The sequence below is a fragment of the Cupriavidus plantarum genome (assembly GCF_905397285.1).
Lineage (GTDB): Bacteria > Pseudomonadota > Gammaproteobacteria > Burkholderiales > Burkholderiaceae > Cupriavidus > Cupriavidus plantarum.
The window spans coordinates 406168-419303 of record NZ_CAJPUX010000004.1 but is presented as its reverse complement, the minus strand read 5'-3'; the positions used below and the strand labels follow the sequence as shown (position 1 = coordinate 419303).

The window sequence follows — 13136 nt, the reverse complement described above, 5'->3', positions numbered from 1 at the left end:
GCTGTACCCCTCGCCTGCAACGGGCGAGGGCTTTCCGATGCCAATCAGGAGACCCGATCATGGGCGAGCATCCACAGGAGGCCGCGGCACCGGCGGCGATCACGGTACGCACGGCGGAGATCGTCGTCGCGCTGCTGATCGCGGCGGGCGCCGTGGTGGTGATGGTCAGCAACTACAGCATTGGTGCCGGCTGGGCACCCGACGGCCCGGAGGCCGGCTACTTCCCGATGCGCATCGGCGCGCTCATTTTCATCGCATGCCTGTTTGTGCTGTGGCATGCGTGGCGCATGGAGCCTGGCGAGACCTTCGTCACGTGGCCGCAGCTGAAGCAGGTCGCCGTGATTCTCGTGCCGCTGACCGTCTACGTGGTCGCGATCGGTTTCCTTGGCATCTATGTCGCGTCAGCGCTGTTTGTGATCGGCTTCATGATCCTGCTCGGCAAATTCTCGTGGTGGCGCTCGGTGGCCACCGGTGTGCTGGTCAATGCCGCGCTGTTCTGGATCTTCGAGATGCAGTTCCGCGTGCCGCTGCCGAAGGGTCCGCTCGAAGCGGCCTTCGGCTTCTGAGGGAGCCGCGATGGATGAACTCAATGCATTGATGGGTGGCTTCGCGGTGGCGATGTCGTGGCACAACGTGGGGCTCATGCTCGCTGGCATCCTGCTCGGCATCGTGGTGGGTGTGCTGCCGGGGCTGGGCGGCCCCAATGGGGTGGCGATCCTGTTACCGCTGACGTTCTCGATGGAGCCCACGTCGGCGATCATCATGCTCTCCTGCATTTATTGGGGCGCGTTGTTCGGCGGGGCGATCACGTCGATCCTGTTCAATATTCCCGGGGAGGCGTGGTCGGTGGCCACGACGTTCGACGGCTATCCGATGGCGCAGCAGGGCGAGGCCGGGCGCGCGCTCACGTCCGCGTTCACGGGCTCGTTTCTCGGGGCGCTGGCGGGCGTGTTGCTGATCACGTTTCTTGCACCGCTGGTGGCCAAATTCGCGTTGCGTTTTGGACCGCCGGAATTCTTCGCGGTGTACCTCCTCACGTTTTGCAGCTTCATTGGCATGGGCAAGGAGGCGAAGGCCAAGATCGTCATCGCGATGTGCATCGGCTTTGCGCTCGCGGTCGTCGGCATGGACACGGTATCGGGCACGCTGCGCATGACATACGGTTCCACCGAATTGCTGCGCGGCTTCGACTTCCTCGTGGTCGTGATTGGCCTGTTCGGGATCAGCGAAATCCTGATGACGATGGAAGAGGGCATCGCTTTCCGCGGCAAGCGCGCGAACATCGATCTGAAGGTCGTGCTCAAGACCTGGGCCGAACTGCCGCGCTACTGGATGACGCTGATCCGCTCGTCAGTCATCGGCTGCTGGCTCGGCGTGACGCCGGGCGGCGCCACGGCGGCGTCGTTCATGGGTTACGGCGTGGCCAAGCGTTTCGCCCGCAATCGCGAGACGTTCGGGCGCGGCAACGTGGAAGGCGTGATCGCGCCCGAATGCGCGGCCCATGCGGCCGGTACCAGCGCGCTGCTGCCGATGCTTGCACTCGGCATTCCCGGGTCGGCCACGGCTGCCGTGCTGCTGGGCGGTCTGATGATCTGGGGGCTGCAGCCGGGTCCCCTGCTCTTCGCCGAGCAGAAGACGTTTGTGTGGGGCCTGATCGCGAGCATGTATCTCGGAAATCTTGCCGGGCTGATCGTGGTGCTATCGACCGTGCCGCTGTTCGCGGCGATCCTGCGCATCCCGTTCGCGATCATCGCGCCGCTGATTCTTGTCGTCTGTGCGATCGGAGCCTACACCGTGCATAACGCGATGTTCGACGTCTGGCTCATGCTGATCTTCGGTGTGGTCGGCTACATCCTCAAGAAGCTCGACTATCCGCTGGCGCCACTCGTGCTCGCGCTCGTGCTTGGGGATCGGGCGGAGGATGCATTCCGTCAGACGATGCTGATGTCGCAGGGGCAGATGGATGTGTTCTGGTCCAACGGGCTCGTCGGCACGATCATGGGGCTGGCGATCGTCGTTCTGGTGTGGCCGGTGTTGGGCGGCATGCTCGATGCGCGCAAGCGTCGGCGGGCGTTGCAGACGCAGAGCGCAGCGGAATGATGGCGCCTCATTCCGCTGCCCGGCGCGACACCGTTTAACGCATCGCCTCGAACGCCTTCAGCGTGCGCGCATTGGCGGCCTTGGCCGCCGCATCGACGTAATGGATGCCATTGTTCCGCGCGAAGGCGTGCTGGCAGCCCGGATACGTGTGGATCTCGACGTGCGGGTTGTCCTTGAGTGCCTCAATGATCTTCGCGCGGGCTTCCGCCGGCACGAATTCGTCCTCTTCGGCGATGTGCATCAGCAGCGGGCTCTGGATCTTGCCAGCCTCGCCGAGGAACTTGTCCAGATTGACGCCGTAGTACGACACGGCGCTATCTGCATCGGTACGCGTGGCCGTCAAAAACGCCAGCAGGCCACCGAGGCAATATCCCACCGCACCGACACCGCCCGTGACGCTGGGCAGCGTGCGTACGAATGCAATCGTCGAGGCGATGTCTTCGACACCCTTGTCGATGTTGAACCCATTCAGCAGCGCGAACGCCTTGTCCCACTCTTCCTTGGTCTTGTCCGTGAGCTCGACGTTCGGTTCCTGCCGCCAGTACAGATCCGGACAGATGGCCAGAAACCCGTCCCGCGCGAAGTTGTCGCAGGTCTCGCGCATATCCGCGTTGATCCCGAAGATCTCCTGAATCACCACGATCGCAGTGCCGCGGGCGGTGGCGGGGTCCGGGGTGGCAAGGTAGGCGGCGAAGCTGCCGTCGGGGGTATCGATCGAAATGCGCTGGGACATGGTAGGTCTCCTGGTAAGGGCCGGGAATGCAAAAGCTTGAGCTTAGCAGCCCCGGCGACGATGGGCCATTTCAGCGCTAAGACTTCCGGACGAGCTGTTCCTCCACGTGCCCGAGCCGCACGTCGATTTGCTCGATGCGTCCGTCCATCAGCTCGATGCGCTTGTCCATATGACCGATGCGTGTGTCCATCTGCTCCATGCGGTGTTCCATTTTCTCGAAGCGCTTGTCCACTTGCTCGAACCGCTTGTCCACTTGCTCAAAACGCTTGTCCACCTGCTCGAAGCGCTTGTCCACCTGCTCGAACCGCTTATCGACATCCTTAAAGCCTCGACTCATCACTTCCATCATCAGATCGAACTTCTTGTCGATGCCCTCGATCGATGCGGTGAACTTCTTGTCGAGGCCCTCGATCGACGCGATAAGGGGCTTGATTCCCTTTTGCACCTTGTCTTCCATGTACGTCGAAATAAATGTCAATGCACCGAAGACCCCTGCGGCCGTGGCGAGGATGATGCCGCCGATGATGCCCAACTGCTCAATGTCCACGTGTTGCCTCTCGTTTCATGTTTGCAATGCGCCGCATTTTTCCACCATCTCCGCCACGCGTCATAGCTATCTACCAAACCATTGATCTGGCGCAAAAAGCCGCTTTTCCAAATGGAGTAGTGAGAATCTTCTCATCGCAGAACTACTACTTCGAAACAATAAAAATTTTAAGGTTAATCAGTCTCACAGTCGCTTTTCTCTTCTTCCCGGCGGCGCGAGACTGGTGGCCGGGTAGCGCGTGCGGCTTGGGTTCGCGAGGTGCCGTGCAGGCGTGCTCCCTATAACAATACTCAGGAGACGACCGATGACCACCCACATGAGCCGGCGCCGCGCGCTGGGCGCGACGTTATGTGTATTACTGACGCTTCCCTGCGCCATCCCCGCCCATGCCGCCTATCCAGACAAGCCCATCCGCCTCGTGGTGCCCTATCCTCCGGGCGGCGCGACCGACGTGATTGGGCGGATCATCGCGCAGAAGCTGGGCGAGGCGCTGGGGCAGCAGGTGGTGGTGGACAACCGTGGCGGCGCGGGCGGCAATATCGGCGCCGAGGTCGTGGCCAAATCCGCGCCGGATGGTTACACGCTGCTCATGGGCGCGCTGACGTCGCACTCGACGATGGCGACGCTGGAGAAGGGCAAGCTGCGCTACGACCTGATCAAGGACTTCGCGCCGGTGATGGTGGTCGGCTCCGTGCCGCTGGTGGTGGTCGTCAATCCGAAGCTGCCGGTCAACACGCTGCCCGAGCTCATTCAGTACGGCAAGGCCAATCCTGGCAAGCTGAACTACGCGTCGTCGGGCGCCGGCGCGCCGCAACGCATGGCGGCCGAGCTGTTCAGGAAAGAGGCCGGCATCGATATGGTCCACGTGCCCTACAAGGGCAGCGGTCCCGCGATGACGGACCTCGTGGCGGGACAGGTGAACATGATGGTGGAGACCGTGCCGGCGGCGCAGCCCTTCATCAAGGCGGGCCAGCTGCGCGCGCTCGCCGTGGCGGCGCCAAAGCGCATTTCGATGCTACCCGACGTGCCGTCCGCCACGGAAGCCGGCATGCCGCAGCTCGACGTGGCGTCGAAGTTCGGCGTGCTGGCACCCGCGGGCACGCCCCCGGCCATCGTGGAGCGCCTCAACGCGGCGATCGCGAAGATGCTCGACAATCCGGACGTCAAGGACCAGTTCCTGAAGCAGGGGGTCTATGCCGCGTCGCCCACCTCCCCAGACAAGTCCGCCGAGCGGCTGCGCACGGAAGTGAGCCGCTGGGAAAAGGTCATCACGGAGGCGCAGATCAAGTCGGACGGCTGACCGACCCGGCCACTGACGCCACCACCGCCGCCACCACTGTCGCCGCGTGAGATTTCGATTTTCGTATCGCTGAAGAAAGCCTGCACATCATCATGACCCAGAAACCGAAAGACCCCACCAAAGACAACGCCCAGCAAGGCCAGCCGGTAGGCAATGCCAGCGGCCTGCGCAAGGGGCTGACCAACTACGGCGACCTGGGCTTCTCGCTGTTCCTGCGCAAGGCCTTCATCAAGGGGTCGGGCTATACGGACAGCGCGCTGGACCGTCCCGTGATCGGCATCGCCGACACGGGCAGCGCCTATAACCCGTGCCACGGCAACATGCCGCAGCTCATCGAGGCCGTGAAGCGCGGCATCATGCTCGCGGGCGGCCTGCCAATGCCGTTCCCGACGATTTCCGTGCACGAGAGCTTCGCCGCGCCGACGAGCATGTACCTGCGCAACCTGATGTCGATGGACACGGAGGAAATGATCCGCGCCCAGCCGATGGACGCCGTGGTGCTGATCGGCGGCTGCGACAAGACCGTGCCCGCGCAGCTGATGGGCGCGGCCTCGGCCGGCGTGCCCGCCATCCAGCTGGTCACCGGCGCCATGCTGACCGGTTCGCACCGCAGCGAACGCGTCGGCGCCTGCACGGACTGCCGCCGCTATTGGGGCAAGTTCCGCGCGGGGGAGATCGACGAGCAGGAGACGGGCCAGGTCAACAACCAGCTGGTCGCCAGCGTGGGCACCTGTTCGGTGATGGGCACGGCCAGCACGATGGCCTGCCTGGCCGAGGCGATGGGCATGAGCCTGCCCGGCTCGGCGACGCCTCCCGCCGTCACGGCCGACCGCATCCGCATGGCCGAACTCACCGGCGCGCGCGCGGTGGAGATGGCGAAGGAGCGTCTCACCATCGATCGCATTTTGACCCCCGCCGCGTTCGAGAACGCGATGCGCGTGCTGCTGTCGATCGGCGGCTCGACCAATGGCATCGTGCATCTGGCCGCGATCGCGGGCCGCATGGGCCTCGACATCGACATGCAGGCGCTCGACCGCATGGGCCGCGAGACGCCCGTGCTGCTGGACCTCAAGCCGACGGGCCAGCACTACATGGAGGATTTCCACAAGGCCGGCGGCATGGCCACGCTGCTGCGTGAACTGAAGCCGTTGCTGCGTCTTGACGCGCTCACGGTGACGGGCCGCACGCTGGGCGAGGAAATCGACGCGGCGGGCGAGCCGTTCCAGCAGGACGTGGTGCGGTCGATCCAGGATCCTATCTATCCGCAGGGTGGCATCGCCGTGCTGAACGGCAATCTCGCACCGGGCGGCGCGATTATCAAGCAGTCGGCCGCCGACGCGAAGCTGATGGAGCACGAGGGCCGCGTCGTCGTGTTCGAGAACTCGCAGGACCTCGTCGAGCGCATCGACCTCGACGATCTCGACGTCAACGCCGAGGACATCCTCGTGCTGCGCAACATCGGCCCCAAGGGGGCCCCGGGCATGCCCGAGGCCGGCTACATTCCCATCCCGCGCAAGCTCGCGCGCAAGGGCGTAAAGGACATGGTGCGGATCTCGGATGGCCGCATGAGCGGCACGGCGTTCGGCACGGTGGTGCTGCACGTGACGCCGGAAGCCGCGGTCGGCGGCCCGCTCGCCCTGGTGCGAACCGGCGATCGCATCCGTTTGAGCGTGAGCCGGCGCGAGCTGAGCCTGCTGGTCCCGGACGACGAACTGCGACGGCGCCGGGAAGCATCCCCGATCGTGGAGCCCAGCGCTTCGCGCGGTTACCTGAAGCTGTTCCTGCAGACCGTGACGCAGGCCGATCAGGGCGTTGACTTCGACTTTCTGCGCTTGCCCGAGTCTCGTGGCAAGACGCCAGAGTGAGGGTCGAACGGGGTCTCGAACAGCGGGGTCTCGAACAGCGCGCGCGCTTCGGCCAGCAGTGCCTCGGCCAGCGTGGCGCGCGGCCCGTGCGTCGACCAGATCAGGCCCACGCGCCGGACCGGGGCGCGGTCGGGCAGCGGGCAGCGCGCGATGCCAAGGCCGGCATCCCACATCGGCCGCCAGTCGGGCACGAGAGCCACGCCAAGCCCTTCGCCCACGAGCGCGGCGATGACCATCAGCCCATCCACTTCGAGCCGCTGCCTTGGCCGGATGCCATGATCGCGCAGGTACCGGTCCGCGAGCTGGCCACCGAGCACGGAGCGGTCGTAGCGGATGAAATGCTCGCTGGCGAGCAGCTCGTGCGGATCGCGCCCCGCCATCGCGGCCGGCGCGACCACCACGAGGGGTTCCGCCATGAACTCCACCCATTGATAACCTTTGGCCACGGCGAACTGCGGCTCCACCACGATGGCCGCATCGAGTTCGCCGCGCGTGAGGCTCTCGCACAGTTCGATGGAGCGTCCGGGTTTGACGAACAGGTTGACGTTGGGATGACGGCGATAGAGTTGTCCGAGCAACGGCGGTACGATGCTCCCCATCGCCGTGACGAACGACCCGAGCCGGAATTCGCCGAGCGACGCATCGCCGGAGGCGACCGAGCCCATGTCGCGGATGTCGCGGATGACCTGCCGCGCGCGGTCGAGGATGCGGATGCCCGCCTCGGTGGGGACGACGGAACGGCCCGCGCGCCGCACGAGCGGCACGCCGAGCTCTTCCTCCAGCGCGTGAAGGCGCGCGGCGATGGCGGCGGGTGTCAGGTCGAGCCGGCGCGCGGCTTCCGCGAGGGAACCCACATCGACGACCGTGACGAAGCTTTGCAGGAATCGGACATCCATGCCGCCATGTTAACAAGTTCGGACGGCATTACCTACCTTCAGGAGAGACCATGCTGCTGACCCCCGACGCCAAGGGCGTATTCCCGATTGCACCCACGCCGTTCCTCGACGACGGCAGCATCGACACCGCGTCGATCGATCGCCTCACCGACTTCTATCTCGAATGCGGGGCCACCGGGATCACGGTGCTCGGCCAGCTCGGCGAAGCACCGAAGCTCGAACACGCGGAGTCGGTCGATGTCGCCGCACGCATGATCCAGCGTGCCGGCGCGCTGCCCGTGGTGGTGGGCGTATCCGCACCCGGCTTCGCGGCGATGCGCGCCCTGACGCGTGAAGTCATGGACCGCGGTGCCGCGGGCGTGATGATCGCGCCGCCCAATACGCTGCGCACGGACGATCAGATCGTCGGCTACTACCGGCAGGCCGTGGAAGCGATCGGCGACGACGTGCCGTTCGTGATCCAGGACTATCCGCTGACGTTCTCGGTGCAGATGACACCCGGCGTGATCCGCCGCATCGTCACCGAACTGCCGTCATGCGCCATGCTCAAGCATGAAGACTGGCCCGGGCTCGAGAAGATTTCCACGCTGCGCGGCTTCGAGAAGGACGGCTCGATGCGCCATATCTCGATCCTGTGCGGCAACAACGGCCTGTTCCTCGACTACGAGGTGGAGCGCGGTGCCGATGGCGCGAACACGGGCTACTGTTTCCCCGACATGCTCTGCGACGTCGTGCGGCTGAACGCGGCGGGGGAGCGCGAGGCCGCGCACGACCTGTTCGATGCGCATCTGCCGCTGCTGCGCTACGAGCAGCAGCCGGGCGCGGGTCTTGCCGTGCGCAAGTACGTGATGATGCGGCGCGGCTTGCTGACCTCGGCCGCGCAGCGCAAGCCCGCAGCCGCGATGTCGGCCACCGCGCGCGCCGAAGTCGATCACTTGCTGCGCCGCCTGGCGCGGCATGATCCGCGCGCGGCCCTCGCCTGACGCCAGCACACGTCGGCACACGTCAGCGCTGGAACACCGTGTGGATGGAGCGTCCGCGCGCATCGACGGCCACAGTGACGGGCATGTCCTCGACCTCGAATTCGTACATCGCTTCCATGCCGAGGTCGGGAAACGCCACAACGCGCGACTTGCGTATGGCTTTGGAGATCAGGTAGGCCGCACCGCCCACCGCCGTGAGGTAGGCCGCGCCGTTGTCGCGAATCGCGTCGATGGCGGCCGGGCCCCGTTCGGCCTTGCCCACCATCACACGCAGACCTGTCTCGGCGAGCAGTCGCGGCAGGAACTTGTCCATGCGCGTGGCGGTGGTCGGACCGGCGGGGCCCACCGCTTCATCGCCCACGGGATCGACCGGACCCACGTAGTAGACCGCACGGTCGCGCAGTGACACCGGGAGTGGGTCGCCCGCGTCGAGCATCGCCATCAATCGCTTGTGCGCGGCATCGCGCGCGGTCAGCAGCCTGCCGCGCAGACGCAGCGTCTGTCCCACTTTCCACCGCGCAACGGTATCGGCGGTCAGCGTATCGAGGTCGACGACGAGGGCATCCGCCTCCGTGGGCATCGTATCTGGGATATCGCGCCAGATAGCGGGATCGGGCGGCTCGAATGTCGCGGGGCCGGAGCCGTCGAGCGTGCAACGGACGAAGCGTGTGGCCGCGCAGTTCGGAATCAGGGCAACGGGCAACGCGGCTGCATGACTCGGCAGCGCGCCGACCTTGACGTCGAGTACTGTGGTCAGCCCGCCGAGGCCTTGTGCGCCGATGCCGAGCGCGTTGATGCGGTCATGCAGCTCCAGCCGCAGCGCCTCGACGTCATCGTTCGCGCCACGCGCGCGGATGGTGTGGATGTCGACCGGCGCGAACAGCGATTGCTTGGCGGCGCGCATCGCCTGCTCGGGCGTGCCGCCGATGCCCACGCCCAGCACGCCAGGCGGGCACCAGCCGGCGCCCATCTGCGGAATCGCGTCGATGATCCAGTCGACGAGCGAATCGCTCGGATTGAGCGTGGCGAATTTCGCTTTCACGTCGCCCCCGCCGCCCTTGGCGACGACGATCATCTCGACGGTATCGCCTGTGACCAGTTCGACATCGACGAAGCCGGGCGTGTTGTCGCCCGTGTTGCGACGCGCGCCGAGCGGCGAGCCGACCATTGTCGCGCGCAGAGGGTTGTCAGCCAGTGTATAGGCACGCCGCACGCCGTCGTTGACCACGTCCTGCAGGCTGCGCAGCGCGCTGCCATCGCGCGTGGCCAACCGCACGTCCATGCCGACGCGAAGGAAGACCTGCGCGACACCGGTGTCCTGGCAGATGGGCCGATGCCCGCGCGCGGCCATGCGGCTGTTTACGAGCAATTGCGTCAGGGCGCTGCGCGCCGCGCCGGGCGGTTCCGCTTCCCACGCGCGGCGCAATGCCTCGACGAAATCGGCGGGATGGTAATAGCTGACGAATTGCAGCGCATCGGCGACGCTGTCGGCGATGTCTTCCTGAAATACGACGGTCATGCGGGGCCCCGGCATTCTCTGCGGAATATGTTTGAACATATTGACACAAAGCGGCGCCGCGCGAAAGTTGCACCGTCCGGAAGCCGGTCCGATTCAGAGGCTCTGACGCTGCAAGACGGTCGAATAGGAAAAACGGTCGGCGGGATGCACGCTGACCACCACTTCGAACAGGCGGTCCGATTGATCGTAGTAGCGCCGCACGAACTCCAACGCATAGGCGCCAGGCTCCGTCCCGAGCGTGCGGGCAAGCGCCGCGGGGATGCCAATCGCGCGAACGGTCTGATGAATCTCTTTCACCACGCGGCCCGAAGTCTGGCCGACCAGTTCGCAGATGAGACCCTGCGACGTCTTGAGCTTGCCCTTGATCTTCGTGCCGTCGTCGGCCGTCACATAGACATCGGACCAGGCGACCGGATGATCGGGGGCGGCTGGATTCGTACGCGACGTGGGGATGTGCAGCCACCGAGAGCCGGGCGGGCAGCCGAGATGCCTTGCCATGTCGACGTCCATGACCACATCGTGCGCGCCATGGATTCTGCGCGCGGTGGCGGCACCGTACTGCGCGAGCTCCTCGATGGACGACAGGCGCGGCATGTACTCGCCCGATTGCGGTGCCGAAGCTTCCACGCGCGTGCCCGCGCGCTTCTTGCGCGAGACCATGCCCAATTCCTGGATGCGCGTGAGCGCGACCCGGACGGTGCCGCGGCTCACGCCGTACTTGTCGGCAAGCTCGAGTTCGCCGGGCAGGCTGGAGCCGACCGGATAGACGCCGCTGGTGATGTCCTGAATGAGCGCCTTGGTCAGCTCTGCGTGGCGTGGCTCCATAAACGGGGGAAGTCCTGTGAGGTGAGGGGGTGACGACGCAAATGCTAACGATAGCCGCCCCCGAAGCCAAGCACCGTGGAACGCACGATCGAACGGGGTACACTCGTGTTTTCCTCCTACTTCGACTCGACACCGAAGCTACTCATGAAGAAACTCTCGTTCGTTATCGCGGCGCTGGCCCTGGCCGGCGCCGCGCACGCCCAGCCGTCCGCGCCGGAGACGCTGCCTTCCGGCATGACGATCCAGCATCTGACCAAGGGCACGGGCGCATCGCCGAAGGCCACGGACACCGTCAAGGTCCATTACCGCGGCACGCTTACCGACGGCACCGAATTCGACAGCTCGTACAAGCGCGGCCAGCCGATCTCGTTCCCGCTCAATCGCGTCATCCCATGCTGGACCGAGGGCGTGCAGAAGATGCAGGTCGGCGGCAAGGCCAAGCTCACCTGCCCGGCCTCCACCGCCTATGGCGCGCGCGGCGTGCCGGGCGCGATCCCGCCGAACGCGACCCTGAACTTCGAAGTGGAACTGCTCGGCATCGGCAGCTGATACGCTGTCTTCATCCGTAACCAAAGAACGCCCTCCTCGCGAGGGCGTTCTTTTTTGCAGGGCGACATTTGATTCGAAAGCGGCGGCTCCTATACTGAATTTGTGTTGCGGCGCAGCAATTTGTGCCGCGAGAGGCAGTGGAGTGCAGTCATGTCCAGGCATCCGTGCGAGCTTTGCATGCGGCTTATTGGCCGCCCCGGCCACGTTCCGCCCCATGCGTACCTAGTGAAAGCGGCTACGCTTGCGACGGCTTCGCAAGGCAGCGCCCATCTCTACCGGTGCGAACGATGCCGCCAGGCCATCGTGCTGGTCGCCGACGGCGACGATGGCCACGATGAATGGAAGCGCTTTCTGGCCTGAGCCCCGGCGCGGGTAGAATTGGCGCTCCATCCGCGAGCCCGAACTCGCGCCTGCCGTGCAGAACGATCGAATCGCTGCATGGTGGGATTCCGACAAGAGAGTGCAAGTTGAACAATCCGGCCAGAGATCGGACCGTGAAGCGTCCCCCAACGCCCGCAGTTTCCGAGGCCCCTTCCCGTGCCCGTGCGCACCCCGACCCCGTTGCCGCGATGAGACCGTCCGATGCCGATCGCGGCATCGCGCTGCTGACGTTCGCGTTCGTGCTAAGCCAGTTCTATCGCAGTTGCCTCGCGGTCATCGCGCCCGAACTCCAGCACGATTTCGCGTTGTCGCCAGCGGGCTTCGGGGCGTTGTCGTCGTGCTTCTTCCTCGCGTTCGCGGCCGCGCAGATTCCAGTGGGACTGGCGTTCGACCGCTACGGCGTCGGCCGCCCCACCGCGCTGCTGCTCGGCGTGGGCGCGATTTCCTCGATCATGTTCGTCGTCGCACCGGGTGGCGGCGCGGCCATGCTCGCGCAGATCGGCCTTGGCCTGGCCTGCGCGCCGGTGTTCATGGGGTTGATGCATTTCGCGTCGGAGCATTTGGACGAGAAACGGTATATGCGCGAGGTCAGCCGGTCGAACGCGATGGGCATGATCGGCGCACTGTGCGCGACGGCACCGCTGGGCTGGATGTCTCAATGGATCGGCTGGCGCTACGCGATGGGTATCTCCGCGGTCTGCATGGTCGTCGCGTGTTATGGCGTCTGGCGCCACGTGCGCGACACCGGCCACGCCGACGCGCGCCATGCCCCGATGGGCGGCATGCTCATCGACAGCGCGCGCCTGCTTGGCATGCGTTCGCTCTGGCTGCTGATTCCACTGTGCGTGGCGATGGCCGCGGGCACCGCGTTCCGCAATGCCTGGAGTGGACCGTATCTGGCGAACGTGTACGGACTCGCCGCCGGCCCTCGGGGCGTCGCGCTGACGCTGCTGAGCCTGACGGGGTTTGCCACGGCGTTCCTGTTGCCCGTGCTGGTCCGGCGCACATCGCTCAAGCAGACGATCCTCGGCTGGGCATGCTTCGCGACCTGTGGTGCCGTGCTGCTGGCGATCTGGCCGGGGCAGGGGGTGGCGCAGAGCGTCGCCTGCATGGGGCTGTTGACGACCATCGGCATGCTGCACCCGCTGGTCATGGCGCAGGGCCGCGGCCTGCTGCCGGCCGCCAAGCGCGGGCGCGGGTTAGGCGTGCTGAACTCCTTCGTATTCCTCGGCTCGGCGCTCACGTCGTGGGGGTTCGGCGTGCTCGCGAACGTCGGCCACGACCGCATGTGGCCGAACGCTACGGCCTACGGCGTGATCTTCGGCACCGCCGCAGTGATCGTGATCGTCGCGCTCGTACCTTACGTGTTCAGTGCGATCGGACATGGGACGGTGACCGCCAAAGGCCCGGGGCAGGCGGTTGCCGAGAGCTGACCGCC

13 protein-coding genes are annotated in these 13136 nt (G+C 65.7%); 8 read left to right on the top strand and 5 right to left on the bottom strand.

Features of this window, described 5'->3' with window-relative positions; all coding sequences use genetic code 11:
• The first annotated feature begins 59 nt into the window (after window positions 1–59).
• Complete coding sequence (locus KHP16_RS19550; RefSeq protein ID WP_109584720.1) at window positions 60–566, top strand: tripartite tricarboxylate transporter TctB family protein; 507 nt, start codon at window positions 60–62, stop codon at window positions 564–566.
• A 10-nt stretch (window positions 567–576) separates the two neighbouring features.
• The gene (locus tag KHP16_RS19545) at window positions 577–2100 is read left to right on the top strand and encodes a tripartite tricarboxylate transporter permease (RefSeq protein WP_211960928.1); all 1524 of its coding nucleotides are present in this window, start codon (window positions 577–579) and stop codon (window positions 2098–2100) included.
• 34 nt (window positions 2101–2134) lie between these two features.
• Here the strand turns inward: KHP16_RS19545 and KHP16_RS19540 are convergent, their stop codons facing one another.
• Complete coding sequence (locus KHP16_RS19540; protein ID WP_109584718.1) at window positions 2135–2833, bottom strand: dienelactone hydrolase family protein; 699 nt, start codon at window positions 2831–2833, stop codon at window positions 2135–2137.
• A 76-nt stretch (window positions 2834–2909) separates the two neighbouring features.
• Window positions 2910–3380, bottom strand: a complete 471-nt coding sequence (locus KHP16_RS19535) for a hypothetical protein (protein WP_211960927.1) — start codon at window positions 3378–3380, stop codon at window positions 2910–2912.
• Between the two features lie 304 nt (window positions 3381–3684).
• Here KHP16_RS19535 and KHP16_RS19530 point away from each other — a divergent pair, with 304 nt between their 5' ends.
• Window positions 3685–4680 carry a Bug family tripartite tricarboxylate transporter substrate binding protein gene (locus KHP16_RS19530; RefSeq protein WP_244835886.1) on the top strand — a complete coding sequence of 332 codons (996 nt, stop codon included), beginning with the start codon at window positions 3685–3687 and terminating at the stop codon, window positions 4678–4680.
• A gap of 92 nt (window positions 4681–4772) precedes the next feature.
• Window positions 4773–6545, top strand: a complete 1773-nt coding sequence (locus KHP16_RS19525) for an IlvD/Edd family dehydratase (RefSeq protein WP_115954874.1) — start codon at window positions 4773–4775, stop codon at window positions 6543–6545.
• On the opposite strand, the gene KHP16_RS19520 is transcribed toward KHP16_RS19525, so the two are convergent.
• Window positions 6485–7441, bottom strand: a complete 957-nt coding sequence (locus KHP16_RS19520; RefSeq protein WP_109584715.1) for a LysR family transcriptional regulator — start codon at window positions 7439–7441, stop codon at window positions 6485–6487. The two genes, KHP16_RS19525 and KHP16_RS19520, sit on opposite strands and share 61 nt — an antisense overlap.
• Window positions 7442–7491: 50 nt before the next feature.
• Between KHP16_RS19520 and KHP16_RS19515 the strand changes: the two genes are divergently transcribed.
• Window positions 7492–8424, top strand: a complete 933-nt coding sequence (locus tag KHP16_RS19515; protein WP_109584714.1) for a dihydrodipicolinate synthase family protein — start codon at window positions 7492–7494, stop codon at window positions 8422–8424.
• 22 nt (window positions 8425–8446) lie between these two features.
• On the opposite strand, the gene KHP16_RS19510 is transcribed toward KHP16_RS19515, so the two are convergent.
• Together KHP16_RS19510 and KHP16_RS19505 are read right to left on the bottom strand one after the other, a co-directional pair.
• Window positions 8447–9943 carry a fumarate hydratase gene (locus tag KHP16_RS19510; protein WP_109584713.1) on the bottom strand — a complete coding sequence of 499 codons (1497 nt, stop codon included), beginning with the start codon at window positions 9941–9943 and terminating at the stop codon, window positions 8447–8449.
• A gap of 93 nt (window positions 9944–10036) precedes the next feature.
• Window positions 10037–10768, bottom strand: coding sequence for a GntR family transcriptional regulator (locus KHP16_RS19505; protein ID WP_109584712.1), 732 nt, complete (start codon window positions 10766–10768; stop codon window positions 10037–10039).
• A gap of 144 nt (window positions 10769–10912) precedes the next feature.
• Here KHP16_RS19505 and KHP16_RS19500 point away from each other — a divergent pair, with 144 nt between their 5' ends.
• The 3 genes from KHP16_RS19500 (at window position 10913) to KHP16_RS19490 (ending at window position 13131) form a co-directional block, all read left to right on the top strand.
• Window positions 10913–11317: an FKBP-type peptidyl-prolyl cis-trans isomerase gene (locus KHP16_RS19500; RefSeq protein ID WP_109584862.1), complete on the top strand. Its 405-nt coding sequence runs from the start codon at window positions 10913–10915 to the stop codon at window positions 11315–11317.
• Window positions 11318–11542: 225 nt separating this feature from the next.
• Entirely contained in the window at window positions 11543–11677 is a 135-nt protein-coding gene (locus KHP16_RS28575; protein WP_280528143.1) for a hypothetical protein, read from the top strand.
• Window positions 11678–11886: 209 nt separating this feature from the next.
• Window positions 11887–13131, top strand: a complete 1245-nt coding sequence (locus tag KHP16_RS19490) for an MFS transporter (protein WP_211960925.1) — start codon at window positions 11887–11889, stop codon at window positions 13129–13131.
• Window positions 13132–13136 lie beyond the last annotated feature (5 nt).